Here is a 23,802-nt window from a genome sequence, read left to right as displayed (position 1 = left end):
TCCCTTCCGGGAGACGCATGAATCCATCCATGGAGCTTTGTTCCGCCATCCCTGGCTCACAAACTCCCGGAAGGGATGTGCAGCAGCGCTTGCTCACGTGATCATGCTCATTGGCGGGTGGCGAGTCGGGTGAGGACGGCTTCGGTGAACTGCTCGGTCGTGGCGCTTCCCGCGATGTCGGCCGTGCGCACGCCGTCGGCAACGGCGGCAGCAACGGCCGCTTCGATCTCGCGGGCGGCTTCGGGGCTGTTCAGGCTCAGTTCCAGCATCATCGCCACGGACAGGATCATGCCGCAGGGGTTCGCCAGGTTGCGGCCCTCGATGTCCGGCGCGGTTCCGTGTATGGGTTCGTAGAGGGCGCGCCGGCCCTCCCCAACGGAGGCCGACGGCGCCATTCCCAGCGAACCGGTCAGCACGGATGCCTCGTCGGTGAGGATGTCGCCGAACATGTTTTCGGTCACCAGGACGTCGAACTGCGCGGCGTGGGTGAGCAGGCGCATCGCCGCGGCGTCCACCAGGAGATGATCCAGCTCGATTTCCGGGAACTCTTCGGAGACGACGCGTCCCGTCACCGTCCGCCAAAGGCGCGAGGTGGCCAGGACGTTGGCCTTGTCGATGGAAGTCAGCCGACCGCGGCGGCTGCGCGCGAGTCCCGCCGCGTAGCGCACGACACGTTCGACCTCTTCGCTGCTGTACGTGCACAGGTCGCTGGCGGCATCGTCGCCTTCCTGCTTGTCGCCGAAATAGACGCCGCCGGTGAGTTCGCGCACGACGATCAGGTCCACGTTCGCCAGCCTGTCCGCGCGCAGCGGCGAGGCGTCCGAGGCGCCCGGCAAGGGCCGGATCGGGCGAAGATTGGCGTAAACGCCCAGCAGCGCGCGCAGGTTCAGCAGGCCCTGTTCCGGCCGCAATGCCGGATCGGCCGGCGGCGGGCCCGGCAGGCCGACCGCGCCCAGCAAGACCGCGTCGGCCTCAAGGCACAGGTCGCGCGTGGAGGAGGGAAAGGGTGCACCCAGTTCGGCGAGCGCGCGGCCGCCGAACGGCGCCTCCCGCGTCTCAATATCCAGCGAGTGCCGGGCAGCCGCGGCCCTCAGCACGCGCAGGCCCGCGCGCATGACCTCCGGCCCGATTCCGTCGCCGGGCAGAACGGCAATGAGGGACGTCAATGGCTAGCCTCCCGCCCGCTGTTCCCAGGCGCCGATCCGGTCGCTCTGCCGGAGCAGGTAACCGAGTTGATCCACGCCGTTCATCAGGCAATAGCGCGCAAACCGATCCAGTTCGAAGGGCGCGGGCGGCCCCTGAGGCAGTTCGACCTGCGTGTTTTCGAGGTCTATCGCGATTTCCGCTCCCGGATTGGCCTTGAGCCAGCGGTGCGGACCCTCGTCGATCACTACCGGGACGAAGCCGTTCTTGAGCGAGTTGTTGCGGAAGATGTCGGCGATGCTGGTGCTGATCACGGCGCGCAGGCCGGCCTCCAGCAGCGCCCAGGGTGCGTGTTCGCGCGATGAACCGCAACCGAAGTTGTCGCCCGCGACCAGGATGGTGCGGTGCCGGTTCTCGGGGCGGTTGAGCACGAAATCGGGATTGAGTTCGCCGTCGCCGGCGTAGCGCCAGTCGTGGAAGGCCGCTTCGCCCAGGCCCTTGCGCACGGTGGTGGTGAGGAAGCGCGCCGGAATGATCTGGTCGGTATCGACGTTGTCGATGTCGAGCACCACGGTGCGCGATTCGATGCGAACGATCTTCTCCATGACGGCGTCCCGGTTCAGCGGTCCATCAGCTCGCGCGGGTCCGCCACCCGGCCTCGTATCGCGCTGGCCGCGGCGGTGAGCGGGCTGGCCAGGACGGTGCGCGCGCCCGGTCCCTGGCGGCCCTCGAAATTGCGGTTGCTGGTGCTGACGCAGAGCTTGCCGGCGTCGACCGTATCGCCGTTCATGCCGATGCACATCGAGCAGCCGGCTTCGCGCCATTCGGCGCCCGCCGACAGGAAGATCTCGTGCAGGCCCTCGGCTTCGGCTTCGCGCTTGACGATCTGCGAGCCCGGCACGACCAGCATGCGGACCGTGTCCGCGACCCGGTTTCCGCGCATCAGCTCGGCGGCCGAGCGCAGGTCGCTCAGCCGGGAATTGGTGCAACTGCCGAGGAAAACGATGTCCACCTCGCGCCCCTGCAGCGGCTTGCCCGGCTCCACGCCCATGTAGGCCAGGGCCTTGTCGATGGCGGGATCTCCGCTGCCGGGCACCGGTTCGTCGATCTGCGCCGACATTCCGGGATTGGTGCCGTAGGTGACCATGGGTCGAAGCTGTCCCGCATCCAGGCTCACTTCGCGTTCGAACTGCGCGTCGCCGCGGTCCTCGAGTTCGCGCCAGCGCTCGAGCGCGGCGTCCCATTCGGCGCCCGCCGGCGCCATCGGCCGGCCATGCAGCCATTCGTAGGTCGTGTCGTCGGGCGCGATCATGCCGGCTCGGGCGCCGGCCTCGATACTCATGTTGCACATGGTCATCCGCTGTTCCATGGTCAGCGACCGGACGGTCTCGCCGCGGTATTGCAGCACCCGCCCGGTTCCGCCGCCCACGCCCAGTTTGCGGATGATCGCCAGGATCAGGTCCTTCGAAGTCACGCCCGGTCCCAGGCGGCCGTTAACGTTGACCGCCAGCGCCCCCGGGCGGCGCTGCAGCAGGCATTGCGTGGCCAGTACGTGGCCCACTTCGGTGGTGCCGATGCCGAAGGCCAGCGCGCCGAACGCGCCGTGGGTGCTGGTGTGGCTGTCTCCGCAAACCACCGTGTGGCCCGGCCAGGTCGCGCCCTGTTCCGGACCCACGACATGCACGATGCCCCGCTCCGGACTGTCCAGCCCGCGCAGTTCCAGGCCGAATTCCGCGCAGTTCTCGATCATCGCGCGAACCTGGGCCGCGGCCGCGGGCAGCGCGACCCTGTCCAGCTCCTCCAGAGTGGAAGCCGGCTCGGTCGGCGTCGAGTGGTCCATCGTCGCCAGCGTGCGGTCCGGCCGGCGCACCGGCAGGCCGTTCGCGCGCAGTACGTCGAAGGCCTGCGGCGTCGTCACCTCGTGCACCAGGTGCAAGTCGATGTAGAGCACCGCCGGCGTGTCCGGCGTTTCCGGGACGACTTCGTGCGCGTCCCAGATCTTTGCGAGCAGGGTCTGTCCGGACATCGGCGTTCAGCCCTCCTTTTCGATTCCTTGCACCGGCTCCAGCCAGCCGCGCGGGTCCTCGGTGCGCCCGTCGAAGAGCCCGAAGAAGGCGTCCTGCAGCGCCCGGGTCAGTTCTCCGGGCTTGCCGTTGCCGATCGTCAGCCGGTCCAGGCTGCGGACCGGCGTGATTTCCGCCGCCGTGCCCGCCAGGAAGACTTCGTCGGCGATGTACAACACCTCGCGCGGCAGCGCCTCCTGTATGACCGGGATGCCCAGCCGCGTGGCGAGCTTGATCACCGTATCGCGGGTGATTCCGGGCAGAATCGAAGCGGAATAGGGCGGCGTGTAAAGCTTGCCCGCCACCGCCACGAACACGTTTTCGCCGGCGCCTTCGCTGACCAGTCCGTCGTGGGTCATCGCGAGGCCCTCGACGTAGCCGTTTTCCTGGGCCTCGAGCGTGACCAGAACGCTGGACAGGTAGTTGCCGCCCGCCTTGGCGAGCGCCGGCACGGTATTCGGCGCCACCCTTTGCCAGGAAGTGCAGCAGATGTCCACGCCCTCGTCCGTGCCGCCGAGATATGACCCCCATTTCCACGCGGCCACGGCCACGTGGACCGGTACGTTTGCCGACGGCAGAATCCTCAGGTCGCCGGCGCCGCGGAATGCGATCGGCCGTATGTAGGCGCCGTCGAAAAGCCGGTTGCTGGCGATGACCGCGTGGCAGGCGCCGTTCACTTCCTCCGGGGTGTACGGGATCTCCAGCCGGTAAATCTTGGCCGAGTTGTACATGCGCCGCGTGTGCGCGCGAAGCCGGAAGATTACGGGCCCCAGGTGACTTGCGTAGCAGCGAATGCCCTCGAACACCGAAGTGCCGTAGTGCAGCGCGTGCGTCATCACGTGAGTCTGGGCCTCCATGTACGGCTTGATCTCGCCGTCGTGCCAGATCCATTCGTCTTGTGCGGTCATGGCTTGAGGGTCTCCAGTACGTTCAGGGACAGCCGAAAAATCCGGCTCGCCGCGATTTTACGGCCCAAGGCGCCTGCGCGGGCCTCTTTTCGCGGCTTTTCCGGAATCCAGGCGGGCCTTGGCCCGCAGCGCCCGGTTCAGCACCTCCAGCAGGGCCTCGGCGCCGGCCTCAACTATGTCGGTGCTGACCGCGCGGCCGCGGTACGAGGAGTCGCCCCAGCGCGCCGTGACCGTGGCCTCGCCCTGGGCGTCCTCGCCCGTGGTGACGCTTCGCACGTCGAAGTGGATCAGCTCGACGCTCATTTCCGTTGCGCGCTCCAGCGCCTTGAAGGTCGCGTCGATCGGGCCGTCGCCGACGGCCGCCTCGTCGCGCTGCTCGCCGCTGTCGTGCTCCAGGCGCACCGCCGCCACCGCGAGCGTGCTGCCCCCGGTGTTGATGCGCAGCTCGCGCAGGCGCCAGGGGCCCATCGCGGCGGTGTCCTTGTGCACGATCAGCGCCTCGATGTCGGCGTCGAACAGCTCCTTCTTGCGGTCGGCCAGCTTCTTGAACTCGATGAACGCGCGGTTGAGCTGGTCCTCGCTCAGTTCGAAGCCGAGCTGGCGGGTCCGGTCGCGGAAGGCGTGCCGTCCGGAGTGCTTGCCCAGCACCAGGTTGGTGCGGTGCATGCCCACGGACTCAGGAAGCATGATTTCGTATGTCTGCGAGTGCTTGAGCATGCCATGCTGGTGAATGCCGGCCTCGTGCGCGAAGGCGTTCTGGCCCACGATGGCCTTGTTGCGCGGCGTGTGCATGCCGGTGACGCTGGAAACCAGGCGGCTGGCCGGGTAGAGCCCGGTGGTTTCGATGCCGGTGTCCAGGCCGAAGTAGTCGGCGCGCACCTTGAGCGCCATCACCACCTCTTCCAGCGAGCAGTTTCCGGCGCGCTCGCCGATCCCGTTGACGGTGCACTCGATCTGCCGGGCGCCGCCCACGACAGCCGCCAGGCTGTTGGCCACGGACAGCCCCAGGTCGTCGTGGCAATGGGCGCTCAGGACGACATTCTCGATGCCGGGAACGGTGTCGCGAAGATGCTCGAACAGCGCCTGGAACTGCTCCGGCATCGCGTAACCGACGGTGTCCGGAATGTTGACGGTCGTGGCGCCCGCTTCCACCACCGCGCTGACGATTTCGGTGAGGTATTCGGGCTCGGTGCGCGAGGCGTCCTCCGGCGAGAATTCAACGTCGTCGCAGGCCTGCCGCGCCAGGCGCACCGCCTCGACCGCCCGGCGCACGATTTCGTCGCGGGCCATCTCCAGCTTGAACTTGCGGTGAATCTCGCTGGTCGCGACGAACACGTGGATGCGCTTGCGGGCCGCCGGCTCAAGCGCCCGGGCGGACTTCTCGATGTCGCCCTCGTGGCAGCGCGCCAGCGAACAGATGGTGACGCCCTTGATCGAATTGGCCACTTCCCGCACCGATTCGAAGTCGCCGGGCGAGGCCGCGGCAAAGCCCGCCTCGATGATGTCCACCCGCATGTCGCGGAGCGCGCGCGCAACCTTGAGCTTCTCGCGCAGCGTCATGCTGCACCCGGGCGCCTGTTCGCCGTCGCGCAGCGTGGTGTCGAAGATTCGAACGCGATCCTGGTTGGCTTGCTGGTTCATAGTGACGTTCTCATGAGGTTGCGTTTATGCCCATAGAAAAAACCCCGCATCCGGTGTTCGGTTAGCGGGGTTTGAAATGAGGCGTTTGGAGTTGTCCGGGCCTATTCCTTACCCCGCTTTCGGTGCCCCGCAAGCAGCGCGAGCGCAGCCGGACGCAGGCCGATGGCGGCCGCGTGGAGGCTCAGGGATGTGCGCCGGACGTCCATGTGGGCGGATTATGCGCCTGGCGGCCGGCATGTCAAGGCCGGCGCACTCGGGCGCAGCGTCCGCCTACCTGCGCCAGGGCCTGCAAATCGGGGCTGTCTTGCCTCAGGCCGTCACGTTCCCGGAACACGGCTTGACCCCAAGCTGTGCTAATATCCCGTGCCTTGCATCAGGCCGGTCTCTTGGAACCCGCCTGGTGGTCATGTACCCGCTTTATATGGAAGGGGAGCTTTTGATGAAGCCAATGATGAGGGGGTCGTTGTGCGCAGGCGCGCTGCTGGCTGCAGCCGCGCTGGCGGGGGCAACGACGCTGGAGGAAGTTGAGGCCGTTCAGGCCGATCGCGCGGAAGCCGGCAGGCAGTCGCAGAATCGGATCGACGACATCGTCAAGGAGACCGACTCGCTGGAGACCGAATACAAGCGGGTGCTGAAGGAACTCGAAGGCCTCAAGGTTTTCAATACGCTTATGCAGCGGCAGATCGACCGTCAGGAAAGCGATATCGGCAAGCTGAACGAGGCCATCGACGAAGTCGAGGCGACCGGCCGCCAGATGCTGCCGCTGATGGTTCGCATGATCGAGTCGCTGGAATTGTTCGTCGAGGCGGATGCGCCGTTCCTGCTGGATGAGCGCCGCAGCCGCGTGGGCGAACTCTACGATCTGATGGAGCGCGAGGACGTTACGGTTGCGGAGAAGTTCCGCAAGGTGCTCGAGGCGTACCAGATCGAGAACGACTACGGCCGCACGATCGAGGCCTACAAGGCTTCGGTCGAGCATGAAGGAGCCACGCTGGAAGTGGACGTGCTGCGGGTCGGTCGGATATCGCTGGTTTACCAGACCGCGGACCAGAGCGCGACGCGCAGATGGGACCACGGGGCCGGGGCCTGGGTGGACCTTGACGGCAGCTATCGCAACCAGGTGCGCATGGGCCTTCGGGTGGCGCAACAGCAGGTGGCGCCGGATTTGTTGATGCTGCCGGTTTCGGCGCCGGAGGCTGGATAAATGACGATGACAAGAACGATTGCCGGCTCCGTACTGGGCCTGCTGCTGGCATTGCCCCTGCAGGCACAGGAAGCGCTGACGCTGGATGAGTTGCTGCGCCTGGTTGAACAGGGCGCCGTTCGCGATAACGAGGAAATGCGCACCCGCGAGGAGCAGTTCCGCCAGGCTCGCGGAGAACAGCAAAGACTGCTGGACCAGGCGAACGCCGAGAAGGCGGCCGAGGAACGCCGCAGTCAGCGCCTGGAGAACGCCTACGGCGAGAACGAACGCCGCATCGCGGCTCTGATGCAGACCCGCGACGAGCGGCTGGGCGCGCTCAAGGAACTGTTCGGCGTCACCCAGCAGGTCGCCGGCGATGCGCGTTCCAATTTCGAGAACTCGCTCACGAACGTGCAGTACCCGGAAAGAACGGAATTTCTCACCTCGCTGGTCGAGAAGCTGGGGTCCGGTATCGAGTTGCCTTCGATAGAAGAGATGGAACGGCTGTGGTGGGAACTGCAGCGCGAAATGACCGAATCCGCGAAGGTCGTGCGGTTCAGTACCGACGTGATCTCGCTGGACGGCCAACGCGAGCCGACTGACGTGGTGCGCGTAGGCCTGTTCAATATCGTGTCCGACGGCAAGTACCTGACCTATCGGCAGGAAACCGGCAACGTGACCGAACTTGGCCGCCAGCCGGAGGCGGGCCGCTTCACGGGCAGCACGGAAGACCTGCTCGGCGCGGATTCCGGTGACGTGGTGCGCTTCGGACTGGATCCGACGCTGGGCGGCGTGCTCAATTCGCTGGTCGGCCGTCCGAACCTGGTGGAGCGCATACAGCAGGGCGCGCTGGTGGGGTATCTCATTCTCGCCCTGGGCGTCATCGGACTTCTGATTTCGCTGGAACGCCTCGTGACGCTGTCGCTGGCCAGCCGCAAGGTAACGGCGCAGCTGCGCAGTTCCACGCCCTCCGACGACAATGCGCTGGGCCGCGTGCTCTCGGTTTACCACGACAACAAGGACGTGGACACGGAGACGCTGGAACTCAAGCTCGGCGAGGCCATCTTCAGGGAAACGCCCAAGCTGAACCGGGCCTTGCTGTTCATACAGATCATCTCGGTGGTTGCGCCGCTGATGGGTCTGCTGGGAACCGTTACCGGAATGATCAAGACCTTCCAGGCGATCACGCTGTACGGCACCGGCGATCCCAAGCTGATGGCGGGCGGCATCTCCCAGGCGCTGGTCACGACCGTGCTCGGCCTGAGCGTTGCGATACCGATGGTGCTGCTGCATACGGTGGTAAGCGGACGCAGCCGCCGCATCGTGCAGATCCTGCAGGAGCAGAGCACGGGTATCGTGGCGGAGCATTCCGAAGCCCAGAACAAGGCGCCGGCATAGGTTGGCGGAAGCGGAGAAGCGACTGATCGGTTTCGTTGACCATGTTTAGCTGGTTCTACGACGCCTTCGAGGCGATCCGTGACTTCATGGAGCTCGGCGGAGATGTCCTGTTCCTGATCGCGCTGACCATCTTCCTGATGTGGATGCTGGTCTTCGAGCGGCTGGTGTTCTACCGGGTCGAGCTCACCAAGAGGCGCGACGCCATCTACGAGGACTGGGAAGCGCGCCACGAGCGCCAGTCCTGGGAGGCCCACCAGATTCGCGATCGGATGATCTCGGAGTTCAATATGGCCGTGCGCCGCTCGCTGCCGATCGTGCAGACGCTGGTGGCGCTCTGTCCGCTTCTGGGACTGTTGGGCACCGTTACCGGAATGATCGAAGTGTTCGACGTCATGGCGGTTGCCGGCAGCGGCAATCCGCGGTCCATGGCCTCGGGCGTGTCCAAGGCCACCATCCCCACCATGGCGGGCATGGTGGGCGCACTGTCGGGAGTTTTCTGGACCACCTACCTCACCCGCCGCGCGGATCGTGAGGTGGAGGACCTGGAAGAGCACCTGACGATGGATCACTGAACCCTGATCCGGACGCAGCAAACAAACTGGAGAAAGCACTAATGCGCAGATCCATCATTCAGGCCGCGGGCGACGAAGCCAAGGCCGAGATCAACCTCACGCCCATGCTGGACGTGGTGTTCATCATGCTGATCTTCTTCATCGTCACGGCTTCCTTCATCAAGGAAGCGGGCATCGACGTGAACCGGCCCGACGCGCCTACCGCCGTGCGGCAGGAGAAGGCCAACATCCTGGTGGCCATCAGCGCGGCGAACGAGATCTGGATCGACAGGCGGCGCGTGGATCCCAGGGCGGTGCGGGCCAACATAGAGCGCCTGCACGCGGAGAACCCCGAGGGTTCGGTTATTATTCAGGCAGACAAGCGGGCATATACGGAAACGCTGGTCGGCGTCATGGATTCCGCTCGTCAGGCCGGCGTGTTCAACGTATCGATTGCGGCAAGCGATGACTGAAGCGACTCGCTTCAGACGGTTCGCGTCAGACGGCAGCCCCCGCTTTCGGCAAACAGCAGTGGAGGTGACAGAATGACAGACCAGAAGACAGTCAAACGGAGAGTCGGGCGCTATTTCGTTGCCCTGGCCATAGGCGGTTTCGCCGCGCTGTCGCTGCTTTGGGTCATGCAGTTCCTGATCGCCACCGGTCAGGCGGCGATCACCGAAGCACTCGACGCGCGTTTTGTCGACTTTGTGCGGGTCAAGCGGGAGGAAACGGTCGAGCGCAAGGAGGAAAAACCCGAGCGCCCGCCCGAAGTGGATGACCAGCCCCCCGACCTTCCCCAGCAGGACATGGACAGTTCGGACTTCGATTCGGCCGTGGCGGTGTCGGCGCCGAACCCGAACCTGAATGTGGGCCTGGACGGCGAGTTGGGAGATTTCAGCCTGGCCGAAGGCGATTACCTGCCGATCGTGAAGGTGGCGCCGATGTATCCGCGCCGCGCGCAGTCGCGCGGACTGGAAGGCCATTGCGACCTGCAGTTCACCGTTACGCCGCTCGGCACGACGGCGGACGTGGCCGTCATCGAGTGCACCAGCTCACTGTTCGAGCGGGCGTCGGTGCAGGCGCTGCTCAAGTTCAAGTACAAGCCCCGCGTCGTGAACGGCACGGCCATAGCCGTGCCCGGGCTGCGGCACAGGATTACGTTCCAGATCGAAGATTGACGCGGTGAAGGAAAGGTTGAACATCATCTTCGCGGGGCTATTGGGCCTCGCCCTGCTTGCTCCCGCCGGTTTCGCGCAGGCCCAGGAAGGCGAGGAGGAGGAGCAGCAGACGCGGCGCACCGAGGCCATGAGCGAACGGGTGCACCGGCGTTTTTCCAGGGCGCAGGAAGCGCTGGAGCTGGAGGACTATGCCACCGCGGAGGCGTTGCTGCAGGAGATCACCGAACTGCGCGGCCTGACGCCGTACGAACGCGCCCAGACCAATAACTTCTACGGCTTCATTCACATCGAGAAGGAAGACTATCAAAGCGCGATCCGGTCCTTCCTCGGCGTAATCGAGATCGGCGGCCCCGGGGAAATCCCCGAGGGCCTCTACAACCAGACCATCAGGACGCTTTCGCAGCTCTACATGCAGGTGGAGAACTATCCTCAAGCGGTGGTATTCGCGCGCCGATGGATCGAGTCCCAGGTAAGCCCGGTCCCCAAGGACTACATGCTCCTGGCCATGGCCTACTTCCAGATGGAGGATTGGCGCAATGCGCTGGAGAACGTCCAGATAGCAATAGAGCGGGCCCAGCAGACAGGCATGGAGGTCGAAGAGAACTGGTGGCGCTACCTGCTGGCCGCGCATTGGGAACTCGAGGAGTTTCCCCAGGCCCTGGAGGTCAGCAAGACTCTCCTGACGAACTGGCCCAAGAAGCAGTACTGGATGCAGTTGCAGGGCCTTTATTCCATTGTCGAAGACGAGGCCAATCAGTTCGCGGCGTTCTGGAGCTGCTACGACCAGGGGCTTCTGGACCGGAGCAACGAACTCGTTACCATGGCCCAGCTCTTCATGCTGGCGGAAGTCCCGTACAAGGCCGCCGTCGTGCTGCAGGAGGGCCTTGACAGCGGTGAAATCGAGGAGACCGCGGTGAATTACCGCTACCTGGCTCAGGCCTGGCAGTTGGCGCGGGAGGACCGCAAGGCCCTGGATCCGCTGCGCAAGGCCGCCGAGAGCGAGGAGGACGTGGAGGACAAGGGCGAGCTCTATATGCGGCTGGCGGAAACGTACAACGCCCTGAGCGATTACGACGACTGTGCTTCGACGGCCCGCCAGGCCCTGCGCACAGGGGAACTGAAGAGCGAGGGCAGGGCCTATATGCTGCTGGGCCAGTGCCTGTTCGAACAGGACGAATTCGACGAGGCGGGCGACGCCTTCACGCGCGCGGCGCGCGACAGCGATACGCGCAGAACCGCCACGCAGTGGCAGAACTACCTGAGGAGAGAGGTCAAGCGGCGCAGCGACCTCGAGGCCCGGCTGGCCCAGTACGGCGCCTGACCCGCCGCAATCGGTTCAGGAAGGGGTATTTCAGTGCCCACGGTGCATTTCGTTGATTGCAAGGGGAACCCGCGCGATATCGAGGTTCCCGAAGGCTGCACCCTCATGGAGATTGCGCTGGAAAACGATGTCGAAGGGATCGTTGCGGAATGCGGCGGCTGCTGCGCCTGCGCGACCTGCCACAGCTATATCGACGAGGAGTGGGTCGACAAGCTGCCTCCCATCGACGACATGGAAGACGCCATGCTCGATTGCGCGCTCGAACGCAAGCCCAACAGCCGGCTTACCTGCCAGATCCAGATGACGGCCGAGCTGGCCGGCCTCAAGCTGCGCGCCGCCGATAACGAAGCCTAGAGTTTGCCTTTCTCGAACTGGCTGTGGACTTCGGCCACCGGCGGCATCGCGGCCACCGGGGTCTTTTCTTCCATCTCGTTCTGCACTACCCGCATTACGCGCGCGACATAGCGCCGGCGCGTCTCCTCCCGCTGGGCTTCCGCTTCCGCATCGGGCAGGAACTGATCGATGTCCTCGCGTTTGAACAGGCCGCCCGCCTCGATCAGGCGCTCGACACTGTCCAGCCGGTCGCGCAGCACCGACACCTCGCCGATCAGCGACATCAGGATTCCCAGCAGCCGGTCGGTTGCCGGGTCGGAAAAATAGCGCGGCCGTTTCCCCCTGGCAGTGCGGCGCAGGCGGGGCGCTTCCTCGCCTGCGCTCATGCGCGAATCCCGGCCAGCGACTTGAAGCTCATTTCGTCCCGGGAGTAGTTGCGCTGCGTGACGTCCAGGTTGGACTTCATGAGCTCCAGTCCCACCTCATCCGCCGGCCAGTCGCCCTTGATGGCCTCGGCGACCAGGTCGATATCGGTCATGCAGCGGGCGAAGGACTCGTTGTTGTTGTAACTCTCCCAGTCGTGCATGAACTGGTCGAACAGGGTGTCGCCGCGCGGGATGTCGAAGTGCAGCATCCGGCCGCCGCTGCGAAGGAGCCGGCGGGTCTCGGCGAAGATGCGCGGCAGGGCCTTCTTGGATGTCTCGTGCAGCATGATGTGCGAAACGACCAGGTCGAAGCTGCCGTCCTCGTAGTCGGTGCATTCGGCGTTCTGCTGGCTGAAATGCACGGCAACGCCCAGCGACTCCGCCCGGGTGTGGGCGTACCGCAGCATGGGTGCGCCGACGTCGATGGCATGGAGCTCCGCATCAGGGAACGCCCGGGCCCAGGGCAGGGTGCTGTTGCCGGCGCCGCAGCCCATGTCCAGGATGCGCTTCGGCTGGAAGTCCGGCCAGATGCTGTGCATGCCGTTGCACAGCATGTGACCCAGGAAGTCCCCTTCCGGTCCCCAGGCTCCGGCCATGTACATCTGCAGGCCGGTCTCGTAGAGGGCGCCGGCCGTGATGTCGTCGGGAACCTGGTCGGTGTGGTAGCCGCCCGGCTGGATATGAATGTCGTGCACCGTGTGGTAGCGCGGAATTTCAAGGTCCGGATTCAGTTCGAGGCTGCCCCCGGCGCCGCCGTTCGTGGCGCGGAAGGCTTCGATCATGTCCGGGAGCTGTCGCTCGACCGTGTCGACCGTGGCGTCCCACATCATTTCCTGGCTGCGGCGGGTCATCGCGCTCCACAGTTGGTAATACGGTTCCGACATCATCTTCTTGCGAATTTCGTCGCGGTGCTGCGGCGGACGTCCGGTTTCCTTTTCGATGGCCGGCTTGATCTTTTCTTCGTAGAGCGAGAAGTTGCCCGGCATGATCGTGCCGGAGAGATGGGCCCGGAAGGCACGGACGAAGTCCATTCGGGAGGCTTCGTCGTGATTGGCGTCCGGGGTCAGGGCGTGAACATTGCGAAACATCGAATAGTCCTCCTTTGAGGATTAACCGTCATCTGCGCCTGGGAGTGGAATCATCCCCCCGCTCCCAGGGAACCTGAACGGAGAATAGCACGGCTTAACCGGGTGCGATGAGTTCCACCCACTCGCCCACCGGACCGCGCCAGATGCCGGCTTCACGGCCGTAGTAGGGCGCGCCCGGCTGACCCTTCAGCGTGTGCTCTCCGAGCGAATCGGAAATGAAGCTGACCATGCTGATCGACGGCGGCAGCCAGCCCTCCCGCTGCGGTCGCGGCTCGGCGGTTTCCGGCATGCTGTCGAGTTCGATCAGGTTGCTTCCGGACAGGGACATCGTGCTCAGCATGAAACGGTGATCGTAGGGCAGGCCATAGACCTGTCCCATGACCGTGATTCGCACCGGACGGGGTTCGCCGTAGGTGAGTCCGAAGCGCTCGCCCCAGGCGTCGCCGAGCATTTCAACCGTAGGCCCTCCGAGGATCACGATGAAGGTGCGGTCGACGAAATCCACGGCCTCGGGCACGTCGAATTCCGTTCTGCGCTTGAACATCGTGAGATACAGGAATTCCTTCGCCGGGCCCTGGACCTGCATGGCGCGGATGGCGTCGGAGATGGACAGGTCGGCCGGCGGCCCCAGGATGTGGAAGGGCGTGCCCAGGAGTTGTTGCTCCAGCGCGTCGGTGTCCTGGACCATCAGCTCGGCCGCGTTCCAGCCCCAGCAACGGTAGGCCGCATAGCCTTCCGTTTCCGGCTGCTCCACGAACCGGAAATGGAATCCGGTGGTGGTTGCCGGCGCCATAAGCAGGAACTGTGCGCCTTTCACCGCCTCGGCGCCCCAGAACTTCGCCAGCTCTCCGGAAATCCGTCCGCCGCCGGTGGACCGGTAGCCCAGAAGCTCGTAGGCCTCTTCCATCGCGCCCAGGTCGGGCGCGGCGATCGTCACGCAACTGATTGGGCCGATCATATCGATGCCAGGTATCGGCGGGCGTCATCGATGCCGATGACCTCGCCGAACTTCTTGCTGATGTCGAACAGGTTGGCCTCGTGCGGCCGCTCGTCGCGATCGCCGGTGGCCTCGCGCACGACGATCGGGATGTAGCCGTACTGCAGCGCGTCAACGGCCGAGGCGCGCACGCAGCCGCTGGTGGTGAGCCCGCAGATCAGCAGCGTGTCGACTCCCAGCGACGAGAGGGTGGCCGCCAGGTGGGTGCCGAAGAACGCGCTTGGGTATTTCTTGACGATCACCACCTCGCCCTCGGCCGGCTCCAGCCCTTCGCCGAAAGCGCAATAGGGCGACCCCTTCACGAGGTTGGCCAGCGCCGGCACCTTGCGGTAGAACACGCCGCCCTCCACCCCGGCGGCGTCATATTCCACGCAGGTATGAAAAACGGGTATGCCGGCCTTGCGGCACTCGCCCAGCAGGTTCACCGCCTGGGCCAGTTCGTCCTCAACGCCTGCGTAGAGCGAGCATTCCGGGTCCAGGTAGGCCCGCACGAAATCGATGATCAGCAGCGCGGGCCTGGCCCCGGGCTGGATCGAGCCGCCGAATCCGGCCTGGCTGTAGTCCTGGTCGAGTTCCACCATGATCGTCAGATAATCCCCCTTTCCTTCAGTCCGGCAAGCCTTTCGTCGTTGTAATCGAGCAGGCCCCGGTAGATTTCGTCGTTGTGCTGTCCGATCTGCGGCGCCGGGGTCCGTATCCGCCCGGGCGTGAGCGACAGCTTGGGCGCCACGTTCTGCATCTTCAGTTCGCCGAACTTCGGGTGCATGACCGAAACGATGGCTTCGCGGGCCTTGAAGTGCGCGTCCTCGAGCATTTCCGGAGCACGATAGATCTTGCCGGACGGCACGCCGCTCTCCTCCATCAGCGCTTCCAGCTCCGCGGCGTCCTTGGTTGCGGTCCATTCGGCGATGAGTTCGTCGAGTTCCGTCTGGGTCTCGCCACGTGCGGCGTGGCTCGAGTAGCGCGGGTCGTCGGCCAGTTCCGGCCGCCCCATGGCCGCGCTCAAGCGACGGAAAACGCTGTCCTGGTTGGCCGCGATCAGGATGTAGGTGCCGTCCCGGGTGGGATAGACGTTCGACGGCGCCACCCGCGGCAGAATCGAGCCCGTGCGCTCGCGGATATATCCTGCCTGCTGGTACTCGGTGACCAGCGATTCCATCATGTTGAGCACCGCTTCGTAGATCGCGGAATCCACGATCTGCCCTTCACCCGTGCGCTCGCGATGATGCAGCGCGGACAGCGCGCCGATGCAGGCAAAGGTGGCCGCAAGCTGGTCGCCTATGCTGATGCCCACGCGGCTCGGCGGGGTGGAGGGATCGCCGGCGACATAGCGGAGTCCGCCCATGGCCTCTCCGATCGCGCCGTAACCGGCCCGCGAGGAATAGGGGCCGGTCTGCCCGTAGCCGGACACGCGCACCAGGATCAGAGCGGGATTGATGTCGTGCAGTTCCTCCCAGGACAGGTTCCAGCGTTCCAGCGTTCCCGGCCGGAAATTCTCCAGCAGGAAATCGGCCTTGGCGATCAGCTCCTTGAGGATGTCCTGGCCCTCTTTCTCGCGCAGATTCAGCGTGATCGCCTTCTTGTTCCGGGAGATCACCGGCCACCACAGCGACATGCCGTGGGCTTTCTCCTGGCCCCAGTCGCGCATTGGGTCCGGCCGGTCCGGCGCTTCCACCTTGATCACCTCGGCGCCGAAATCCGCCATCAATTGTCCGCAGAACGGGCCCGCCAGCAGCGCCCCGAGTTCAATAAGTCTCAGATCGGCCAGCGGGCCGGTCTTGTCCGTCATGTCCTTGATTCCCCTTATCGTGCGAAAAGCCCGGCCCTGCTTGTTTCCGGGACCGGGCCATGATGAAGTTTGAACATACATTGTATAGAATACGCTGCCTTGGTTTGAGGGGGACGGCATTTAGATGACTGCCAGCGCACGCCGCGTTTCGATTGTGGAAGTGGGTCCGCGGGACGGCCTGCAATCCGAGGAAGTGTTGCCGACCGAAGTCAAGCTGGAGTTCATTCGCCGCGCCGTCGATGCCGGAATACGAAAGGTGGAGGCGGTCAGTTTCGTCCACCCGAAGCGGGTCCCGCAGATGGCCGATGCCGAAGACGTGGTTCGCGGCGTGCCGAAGCGGGACGATCTGATTCTGATCGGCCTGGTCCTGAACCAGCGCGGCTTCGAGCGCGCCCGTGATTGCGGCATTGACGAAGTGGGCATGGTTGTCGTTTCCAGCGACACCTATAACCGGCGCAACCAGGGTGTCTCCAGCCTTGAATCCATCGACGCCTGGCTCAAGATTGCCAAGGAAGCGAAGAAGGAAGGGATACGGGCCAATTGCATGGTTTCGTCGGCCTTCGGTTGCCCCTTCGAAGGCGAAGTGCCCCCGGAACGGGTGGTGGAGTACGCTGAACGAGTGGCCGAGGGCGACCCGGTGGAACTGGGGATCGCCGATTCCATCGGGGTGGCCGTGCCGGCGCAGATCACGGACGTTCTCGGGCGTATTTCCGAGCGGCTGCCCGGCCTGCCGATCCGGGTGCATCTGCACAATACGCGCAATACCGGGCTGGCCAACGCCCAGGCGGCGCTGGACGCCGGCGTGGCATCCATCGACTCCAGCATCGGCGGAATAGGCGGCTGTCCCTTTGCGCCACTTGCGACAGGCAACATTCCGACGGACGACCTGCTTTACCTTCTGTCGAGGTCGGGAGTGGAGACCGGCGTGTCGCTGAAGAAGATCATCGAAACCAGTGGCTGGCTGCGCGAGCAGCTCGGCCACGGCGATTTGCCTGCGATGCTGCCGCGTGCGGGAATTTTCCCCGACGTGGCCATGGGCGCGCAGGCCTGAACTGAAATACACACGGGAGAATTAGCATGAGCTTTCGCTTGGGCGTGGATGTGGGCGGTACTTTTACCGACCTGCTCCTGGTTAACGAGCAGTCGGGGGAGATGTACACCGCAAAAGTCCCCAGCACGCCGGAGGATTCGTCGATCGGCGTGTCCAACGGCATCGACAGGGTCTGTGGCGACGCGGACGTGAATCCCGGGGACATCACCCATGTGATGCACGGGACCACGGTGGCCACCAATACCATCCTCACGGGGACGGGCGCCAGGGTAGGGCTGGTTACCACCAAGGGTTACCGGCAGGTACTGCAGATTGCGCGTTCCTTCGTGCCGGGCGGCCTTGGCGGATGGGTGATCTACAACAAGAGCCTGCCGATCGCGCCGCTGGCGCTGACCATCGAAGCGGACGAGCGCGTCGGCGCCGACGGATCGGTGGTTCACGAACTCAACGTCGCGTCCCTGGAAGCGGAACTGCAGAAGCTGGCCGGGAGAGGCGTCGAGGCGCTGACCGTGTCGCTGATCAACTCCTTCGCCAATCCTGCGCACGAGCAGCAGGTCCGCGAGGTTGCCGAACGCGTTCTTCCCGGCGTTCCGGTATCCCTTTCCTCGGAAGTCGTTCCGGAGATGCAGGAATACGAACGAACGATCACGACGGTCGCCAACTCCTACGTGCGGCCGAAGGTGGCGACCTACGTGCGCAATCTCGAGCAGCAGCTCAATGACACGATGAGCGGGGTGCAGCTGCACGTGCTGCGCTCCGACGGCGGCCTGGCCTCCGCCGACGCGGCCGAGGCCTACCCGGTCAACCTGCTGATGAGCGGCCCGGCCGGCGGCGTTTCCGGCGCCATCTGGATTGCCTCGCAGGCCGAACACAACAATCTGCTGACCTTCGACATGGGCGGCACGTCCACGGACGTGGCGCTGGTGCAGGACGGTCAGGCGCAATTGAGGCGCGAGACCACCGTGGGGGATGTGACCGTGCGCGCTTCCTCGGTGGACGTTCGCACCGTGGGCGCCGGGGGCGGTTCCATCGCCCACGTGCCGGAGCTCACCGGCGCGCTGCGCGTCGGACCGCAGAGCGCAGGCGCCGATCCCGGACCGGCGGCCTATGCCAAGGGCGGCGAGGAGCCCACGGTTACGGATGCCAACGTGGTGCTCGGCTACCTGCCGGCGGAGGTACGCCTGGGCGGCGACATGAAGCTGGACCGGGCCGCGGCCGAAGCCGCCGTGCAGAAGATCGCCGACGCCCTGGGGCTTTCGCTGATGGAAGCGGCCTCGGGCATCGTGAGCCTGGTGAACGAAAACATGTATGGCGCCCTGAGGCTGGTATCGGTGGAACAGGGCCACGACCCACGCGAGTTCGCGCTGATCGCCTTCGGCGGCGCGGGTCCGCTGCACGCCAACGCGCTGGGCAAGCTGATGAGCTCCTGGCCGGTCATCATTCCGCCGGGACCGGGCGTGTTGTGCGCCTATGGCGATGCGACCACGCGAGTGCGCAACGAAGCCTCGCGAACGTTCATCCGGCGCTTCGAGCGCACCAACGCCGAAGAGGCGGCGGATATTTTCGCGGACCTTGCCGAGCAGGCCTCACAGGCACTGGACGAGGAGGGCATTCCGCGCAGTGACCAGACCCTGAGTTACCAGGCGGACATCCGCTACCACGGACAGGGATTGCTTCTTACCGTCGATTTCGAACTGGACGACTTGAGGCAACAGGGCCTGGATGTGATCGGAGACAAATTCGATCAGATGCATGAGCAACTTTTCACCTTCGCGCTTCCCGAAGACAAGGAGCTCGTCAACCTGCGTGCCGTATCCGAGGGCAAGCCCACCGTGGTGCGCGCATTGCGTGTCGCGGAAGGCGACGCCAGTCCCGCTGCGGCCGAAATGGTCTCACACGAAATCTACGTCGATGGCGGAATGCAGGAAGCCATGCTGTATGACCGCTCCAAACTGAAGGCCGGAAACGTGATAAACGGCCCGGCCATCGTCCTGGAGATGGACTCGACCACCCTGGTGCTCCCCGGTCACGAGGGGCAGGTGGACGAATACGGCAACATCCTGATTACGCCTTCGGATTCCTGAACGGGAGTTACACACAATGCCTGCACAAATCATAGAAAGCCGCCCACGCCCCTATAACCGCGTGGAGCTGGACCCCATTACACTGGACATCATCGAAAACGCGATGCTCAATGCCCGCTGGGAAATGGACGCAGTGCTGTTCCGCACCGCCATGTCGCCCGGCATCCGCGAGCAGCACGACGAGTTCCCCATGATCGCCAACCTGGAAGGCAAGATGGTAGTGGGGCAGTTCGGCAGTTTCATCCACGGCTTCAAGGAGGCCTACGACGGGACGATCGAGGAAGGCGACATGTTCCTCACCACCGACCCGTACGCATGCAATGGCGCCGTAAGCCACGCCAACGACTGGCTGCTGCTCAGGCCCATCTACAAGGACGGGCGGCTGATCGCCTACGCGTCGATGTTCGGACACATGACCGACATTGGCGGCAAGGTGCCCGGCAGTCTGCCCACCGACGCCCGGCAGATCTTCGAGGAGGGCATTCGCGTGCCTCCGGTCAAGATCTACAAGAATGACGAACTGCAGGAAGATGTCCTGCGCCTGATACTTCACAACTGCCGGCTGCCGCACTGGAACCGCAGCGATTTCAACGCCATCGTGGCCGCCATCCGCACCGCGGAGAAGCGCGTGCTGGAGATGGCGGAGCGTTTCGGCGACGACGTCTACTACTCCGCGCTGGAGGAACTGCTGGATCGCAACAAGCGCGCCATGGGCACGCTCATCAACATGACGATACCGGAGACGAAGCAGTATTTCGAGGACTTCATCTGCGACGACGGACTGGGCATGGGGCCGTACAGGATCAAGTGCGCGATGTGGCGCGAGGGCGAGAAGGTGATTTTCGACTTCGAGGGCACCGATCCTCAATCCATCAGCTCGGTGAACTTCTACCTGAACGAGGAAATGTTCAAGATGTTCGCCGGCGTGTACATGATCATGGTGTTCGATCCGCAGATCATGTTCAACGACGGGTTCTATGACCTGATGGAGGTGCGCATTCCCGAGGGGACCTTGCTCAAGCCCAGGTTCCCGGCGGCGCTTTCATGCCGCACCCATGCGCTGGGACGCATTTTCGACATCCTGGGCGGGCTGCTGGGGCAGGGCAACCCGGATTTCCTTTGTGCGGCCGGCTTCTCCGACAGCCCGCACTTCATGTATTCGGGTTACCGACGCGCCGACGGCGAGTGGTACCAGCTCTACCAGATCGGCTTCGGCGGGATTCCCGGCAAGCCCTTCGGCGACGGCCCCGACGGCCATTCGCTGTGGCCGAGCTTCACCAACGTGCCCAACGAGTTCCTGGAGAGCTACTTCCCGTTGCGCATCGACGTGTACGAGACATTGACGGACAGCGGCGGTCCCGGTCAGCACCGCGGCGGCAACGCATTGCGGGTGGGCTACCGGTTCCTGGAGCCGGGCGAGATTTCGATCCACGACGATCGCTGGCTCACCTATCCCTGGGGTGTGAACGGCGGTCTGCCCGGGCAGCGCAGCCGCAAGATCCTGCACCGCACGGACGGCAGCGAGGAATTGCTGCAGTCGAAGTGCGACCGGATCAAGGTGGAGCCGGGCGACCTGCTGTACTTCGACACCTGGGGCGGCGGCGGCTGGGGCGACCCGCTCAAGCGTCCCGCCGAGCAGGTAGGCTTCGATGTGGCCGCCGGCCTGGTCAGTGTGGATGGCGCGCGACGCTACGGCGTGGTCTGCAACGAGGACGGCGAGGTGGACGATGGCGCGACCGAGAAATTGCGTGCGGACATGGCCACCGAACGAGGCGATACTCTGCTGTTCGATTTCGGCGGAACCACGGAGGAACTGAAGGCCCGCTGCGAGGAGGAGACCGGTCTGCCGGCGCCCGCCGCGCCCGAATTCCAGAACTGGTTCGGTTCCGCCGCCTGACCCGGCGTCAATCCGGGAGCAGGTTTCGGAGCTGCTCCTGCAGGTCGGGGCTTGCGCCGTCGTCGCCGTTACGGGCGACGAAGGTTTTTCCCATGGCGGCTTCGTTGTTCAGGACGGCGACCGTGACGGTTGCGAGGTCTTCGCGTTCCATCAGGCGCCGGCCTGAACCGCCCTGTTCAAGGACGATGGGCTTTTCCCCGCCGGGATTGTCGCGGAGCCCCGGACCGCGCACGATCGTATAGGCAAGGCCGGATTCGCGGAGGTAGTCCTCGGCGCGTCCTTTCCATACCAGGACGTTGCCGAATCTCTCGTTCAACGGCGCATCCGGGTTTCCCGCGCTGGCTGCCGAGATCATCACGTAGTGCTTTACGCCGATTTTTCCGGCCACGTCGATGAGATAACGGGTGCCGATCCAATCGACCTGCTCCGGATCGTTCGGACCTTGCGCCTGGGTTGCCCCGTGCGCCGTCACAATGAAGTCCACGTCCCGCACGGCCCCGTCCACGCTTTCCGTTGAGGTCAGGTCCATCTGCCGCCAGGCAAAGTCGCCTCCCACCGTTTCCGCCGCTCGTTCGGGATTGCGGCTGGTGGGCACAACTTCGTACCCACTTTCCTCGAGCATGGTGATGATGAAGCGGCCGGTGCCGCCCGAGGCGCCCACCACGAGCACCTTATCGCTGTCCTGCGCAAGCACCGGAGTCGCCAGAATCAGCCCAAGGGCCATGGACAGGATTTGCCGTCTTGCAAAATTGCTGTTCATTTAAGGTTCCATTGCGTGCCACCTGCGCCATTCTGCCATCAGCCGCGGCGGACATCCGGCAGTATGATGGGCGCCCGGATTTCGCGAATGGGTGAGGGATGAACGAACGGTACAACGAGCCTTGGTGGGCGGTGATCGGACCCGAGGAGGGCGAGTCGATCTGGCAGCCCTTGCCTTCGCGCGGCTATATCGATCTCAAGCTTACGCCGGACAATTCGCCCTACGACGGCTTCTCCGTCGGCACGCAGTTACTGCCTCCCGGCTGTCAGGTGCGTGAACATGGCCATCGGCGCAACCACGAACTGATTTTCATCCACAAGGGAAGCGGCCGGGTCGAAATCGAGGGCAACGATTACGAGGTTTCCGTGGGCAGCACCGTTCTCTTCGGCCGTTACGCGCGTCACATCATCGAAAACACCGGAGACGAGGATATGGAGTTGTTCTGGGTGTTCCTGCCCCCCGGGTTGGAGCACTGGTTCCGCGGAATCGGCCGCAAGCGCCGGCGTGGCGAGCCGATGCCCGATGCGTTCCCGCGCCCGGAGGGCGTGGAGGAACTGATGGAATGGATGCGGTTCGTTCCGCCCGCCAATCGCAACGCTCTAGGGGAGGATTAGAAAGTGACCAATCTTGCAGCGGGCCGTGGGGCGGCCCTCGCGCTTGCAGTGCTTGTCGCCGCCTGCGCGCAACAGCCTTCAGGCGCCGACGATTACGACCGGGAAGCCGCCACGGACGAGATCTGGGCCAAGGAGCAGGCCATCTATGCGGCGCGCGGCGACGGCGATCTGCAGTTCTACGTGGACAGCGCCTCGGAGCATTACATGGGCTGGCCTCCCGGCTGGCCGAAGCCGTCCGGGATCGACCAGTTGCGCGCGGGCGTGGAACTGATGCGCGGCCTGGACCAGGAAGAGCTCGCGATGGAGTTCGGCGATATCACGTTTTCCGGCAATACGGGCATCATCTACTACAGCACCCACCGGACCCGCATGCCTACGGGCGAGGAAGTGGATCAACGCTTCCACATCATCCATGTCTGGGCGCGGGAACAGGGCGAGTGGAAACTGCTGGGAGCGCTGGGCCGCGTGGCGACCGCGCCCCCGGATCCAACTTTCGATGTGGAGGAATAGCATGACCATGTCCACGGCATGCGTACGTTTTGCGACGGTGGCTCTCGCGTTGTCGCTCGGCGCTTGCGCAGGTGAATCCCCGCCGGGCGATGCGGCGGACGCAAAGGCAGCCGCCAAAGAGGCCATCTGGGCCAAGGAACAGGCGGTCTATGCGGCGCGCAGGCGGGCCGATCCGCAGTTCTATATCGATAACGCCTCGGAGCAATACGTCGGCTGGTCGCCGAACTGGGAGGCCCCCGAGGGGCTGGACCTGCTGCGCGCGGGCGTATCCCGGGTGCAGGGGCAGGTCCACGAAGAACTGACGCTGAAATTCGAGGATATTGCCGTATCCGGTGACGCGGCCGTGATCTACTACAGCACGCACCGGACCCGGCTGCCGACCGGCGAGGCAGTGAATCAGCGGTTCCAGATCGCGCACAGCTGGGTCAGGGAAGGGGACGACTGGAAACTGCTGGGCGCGCTTGGCCGGGCCGCATCGCCCCCGTACGACGAGGAGCAGGCCAGGGCGGAGATCTGGGCGAAAGAACAGGCCATCTTTGCCGGCCGGGCCGAGGGCGACATCCAGTACTACGTGGACAACGCTTCGGAGCAATACCTGGGCTGGCCGCCCGGCTGGTCCGTTCCGTCCGGAATCGAGGAATTACGCGCAGGCGTAGCGCAGATGCGTGGCATGGACCAGGAGGAGTTGACGCTGGAACTGGACGGCATCAGCTTTGACGGAAACACCGCGATCAGTTTCTTCAGCACGCACCGCACCCGCATGCCCGACGGCGAGGCGGTGGACCAGCGATACGAGAACATCCATGTGTGGGTGTACGGGAACGGGCAGTGGCGATTGCTCAGCTCGATGGGGCGTCCCGTAACGTAA

The 23,802-nt window shown here is 64.7% G+C and carries 23 protein-coding genes and 1 pseudogene; 13 read left to right on the top strand and 11 right to left on the bottom strand.

The genetic code is table 11. The features are described from left to right. Positions 1-107 precede the first annotated feature (107 nt). Genes leuB through F4036_02840 form a run of 5 tightly spaced genes read right to left on the bottom strand, consistent with a single transcriptional unit; the run spans position 108 to position 5,755 of the window. Positions 108-1,166 (bottom strand): 3-isopropylmalate dehydrogenase, encoded by a 1,059-nt coding sequence (leuB, locus tag F4036_02860; GenBank protein ID MYK36680.1) that lies wholly within the window; start codon positions 1,164-1,166, stop codon positions 108-110. Positions 1,167-1,169: 3 nt separating this feature from the next. Then, the gene (leuD, locus tag F4036_02855; GenBank protein ID MYK36679.1) at positions 1,170-1,748 is read right to left on the bottom strand and encodes a 3-isopropylmalate dehydratase small subunit; all 579 of its coding nucleotides are present in this window, start codon (positions 1,746-1,748) and stop codon (positions 1,170-1,172) included. A gap of 14 nt (positions 1,749-1,762) precedes the next feature. Then, positions 1,763-3,169: a 3-isopropylmalate dehydratase large subunit gene (gene leuC / locus F4036_02850; protein MYK36678.1), complete on the bottom strand. Its 1,407-nt coding sequence runs from the start codon at positions 3,167-3,169 to the stop codon at positions 1,763-1,765. A 6-nt stretch (positions 3,170-3,175) separates the two neighbouring features. Beyond that, on the bottom strand, positions 3,176-4,114 hold the full coding sequence (locus F4036_02845; GenBank protein ID MYK36677.1) for a branched-chain amino acid transaminase: 939 nt from the start codon (positions 4,112-4,114) through the stop codon (positions 3,176-3,178). Positions 4,115-4,171: 57 nt separating this feature from the next. Beyond that, positions 4,172-5,755 (bottom strand): 2-isopropylmalate synthase, encoded by a 1,584-nt coding sequence (locus F4036_02840; protein ID MYK36676.1) that lies wholly within the window; start codon positions 5,753-5,755, stop codon positions 4,172-4,174. 76 nt (positions 5,756-5,831) lie between these two features. On the opposite strand from F4036_02840, the gene F4036_02835 reads away from it, so the two are divergent. From F4036_02835 to F4036_02805, 7 genes are all read left to right on the top strand, one after another. Continuing rightward, the gene (locus F4036_02835) at positions 5,832-6,959 is read left to right on the top strand and encodes a DUF3450 domain-containing protein (protein ID MYK36675.1); all 1,128 of its coding nucleotides are present in this window, start codon (positions 5,832-5,834) and stop codon (positions 6,957-6,959) included. After that, positions 6,960-8,336, top strand: a complete 1,377-nt coding sequence (locus F4036_02830) for a MotA/TolQ/ExbB proton channel family protein (protein MYK36674.1) — start codon at positions 6,960-6,962, stop codon at positions 8,334-8,336. It abuts the gene before it with no gap. Between the two features lie 41 nt (positions 8,337-8,377). After that, a complete protein-coding gene (locus F4036_02825; protein ID MYK36673.1) occupies positions 8,378-8,908 on the top strand; it encodes a MotA/TolQ/ExbB proton channel family protein in 531 nt (176 codons plus the stop codon). Positions 8,909-8,949: 41 nt separating this feature from the next. Further along, positions 8,950-9,360, top strand: coding sequence for a biopolymer transporter ExbD (locus F4036_02820; GenBank protein ID MYK36672.1), 411 nt, complete (start codon positions 8,950-8,952; stop codon positions 9,358-9,360). 72 nt (positions 9,361-9,432) lie between these two features. Further along, entirely contained in the window at positions 9,433-10,065 is a 633-nt protein-coding gene (locus tag F4036_02815; GenBank protein ID MYK36671.1) for an energy transducer TonB, read from the top strand. Between the two features lie 4 nt (positions 10,066-10,069). Beyond that, entirely contained in the window at positions 10,070-11,386 is a 1,317-nt protein-coding gene (locus F4036_02810) for a tetratricopeptide repeat protein (protein MYK36670.1), read from the top strand. Between the two features lie 33 nt (positions 11,387-11,419). Beyond that, the gene (locus F4036_02805) at positions 11,420-11,740 is read left to right on the top strand and encodes a 2Fe-2S iron-sulfur cluster binding domain-containing protein (protein MYK36669.1); all 321 of its coding nucleotides are present in this window, start codon (positions 11,420-11,422) and stop codon (positions 11,738-11,740) included. An 83-nt stretch (positions 11,741-11,823) separates the two neighbouring features. On the opposite strand, the pseudogene F4036_02800 reads toward F4036_02805, so the two are convergent. The 5 genes and pseudogenes from F4036_02800 to F4036_02780 all read right to left on the bottom strand — a co-directional run bounded on the left by F4036_02800 (position 11,824) and on the right by F4036_02780 (position 16,018). Then, positions 11,824-12,078: pseudogene (locus F4036_02800) on the bottom strand (hypothetical protein). A gap of 23 nt (positions 12,079-12,101) precedes the next feature. Then, positions 12,102-13,232 carry a class I SAM-dependent methyltransferase gene (locus F4036_02795; protein ID MYK36668.1) on the bottom strand — a complete coding sequence of 377 codons (1,131 nt, stop codon included), beginning with the start codon at positions 13,230-13,232 and terminating at the stop codon, positions 12,102-12,104. Positions 13,233-13,326: 94 nt separating this feature from the next. After that, complete coding sequence (locus F4036_02790) at positions 13,327-14,190, bottom strand: hypothetical protein (protein MYK36667.1); 864 nt, start codon at positions 14,188-14,190, stop codon at positions 13,327-13,329. Then, entirely contained in the window at positions 14,187-14,810 is a 624-nt protein-coding gene (locus F4036_02785; protein ID MYK36666.1) for an isochorismatase family protein, read from the bottom strand. The genes F4036_02790 and F4036_02785 overlap by 4 nt, the downstream gene beginning before the upstream one ends. Positions 14,811-14,815: 5 nt before the next feature. Then, positions 14,816-16,018 carry a CoA transferase gene (locus F4036_02780; GenBank protein ID MYK36665.1) on the bottom strand — a complete coding sequence of 401 codons (1,203 nt, stop codon included), beginning with the start codon at positions 16,016-16,018 and terminating at the stop codon, positions 14,816-14,818. 124 nt (positions 16,019-16,142) lie between these two features. Between F4036_02780 and F4036_02775 the strand changes: the two genes are divergently transcribed. The 3 genes from F4036_02775 to F4036_02765 are packed head-to-tail and all read left to right on the top strand — an operon-like array spanning position 16,143 to position 21,050. Further along, on the top strand, positions 16,143-17,069 hold the full coding sequence (locus F4036_02775) for a hydroxymethylglutaryl-CoA lyase (protein ID MYK36664.1): 927 nt from the start codon (positions 16,143-16,145) through the stop codon (positions 17,067-17,069). Between the two features lie 26 nt (positions 17,070-17,095). After that, positions 17,096-19,153: a hydantoinase/oxoprolinase family protein gene (locus tag F4036_02770; GenBank protein MYK36663.1), complete on the top strand. Its 2,058-nt coding sequence runs from the start codon at positions 17,096-17,098 to the stop codon at positions 19,151-19,153. A 16-nt stretch (positions 19,154-19,169) separates the two neighbouring features. Further along, positions 19,170-21,050: a hydantoinase B/oxoprolinase family protein gene (locus F4036_02765; protein MYK36662.1), complete on the top strand. Its 1,881-nt coding sequence runs from the start codon at positions 19,170-19,172 to the stop codon at positions 21,048-21,050. A 7-nt stretch (positions 21,051-21,057) separates the two neighbouring features. Here F4036_02765 and F4036_02760 read toward each other — a convergent pair whose 3' ends face one another. Beyond that, the gene (locus F4036_02760; protein MYK36661.1) at positions 21,058-21,810 is read right to left on the bottom strand and encodes an SDR family oxidoreductase; all 753 of its coding nucleotides are present in this window, start codon (positions 21,808-21,810) and stop codon (positions 21,058-21,060) included. Positions 21,811-21,908: 98 nt separating this feature from the next. Between F4036_02760 and F4036_02755 the strand changes: the two genes are divergently transcribed. The 3 genes from F4036_02755 to F4036_02745 are packed head-to-tail and all read left to right on the top strand — an operon-like array spanning position 21,909 to position 23,802. Next, positions 21,909-22,424 carry a cupin domain-containing protein gene (locus tag F4036_02755; protein ID MYK36660.1) on the top strand — a complete coding sequence of 172 codons (516 nt, stop codon included), beginning with the start codon at positions 21,909-21,911 and terminating at the stop codon, positions 22,422-22,424. A 3-nt stretch (positions 22,425-22,427) separates the two neighbouring features. After that, positions 22,428-22,934, top strand: a complete 507-nt coding sequence (locus F4036_02750; protein MYK36659.1) for a nuclear transport factor 2 family protein — start codon at positions 22,428-22,430, stop codon at positions 22,932-22,934. After that, the gene (locus F4036_02745) at positions 22,837-23,802 is read left to right on the top strand and encodes a nuclear transport factor 2 family protein (protein MYK36658.1); all 966 of its coding nucleotides are present in this window, start codon (positions 22,837-22,839) and stop codon (positions 23,800-23,802) included. Before F4036_02750 ends, F4036_02745 begins: the two co-directional genes overlap by 98 nt.

This window comes from Gammaproteobacteria bacterium (assembly GCA_009845905.1).
Classification (GTDB): Bacteria; Pseudomonadota; Gammaproteobacteria; order Steroidobacterales; family Foliamicaceae; genus Foliamicus.
This window is presented reverse-complemented; position numbering and strand designations above follow the sequence as displayed.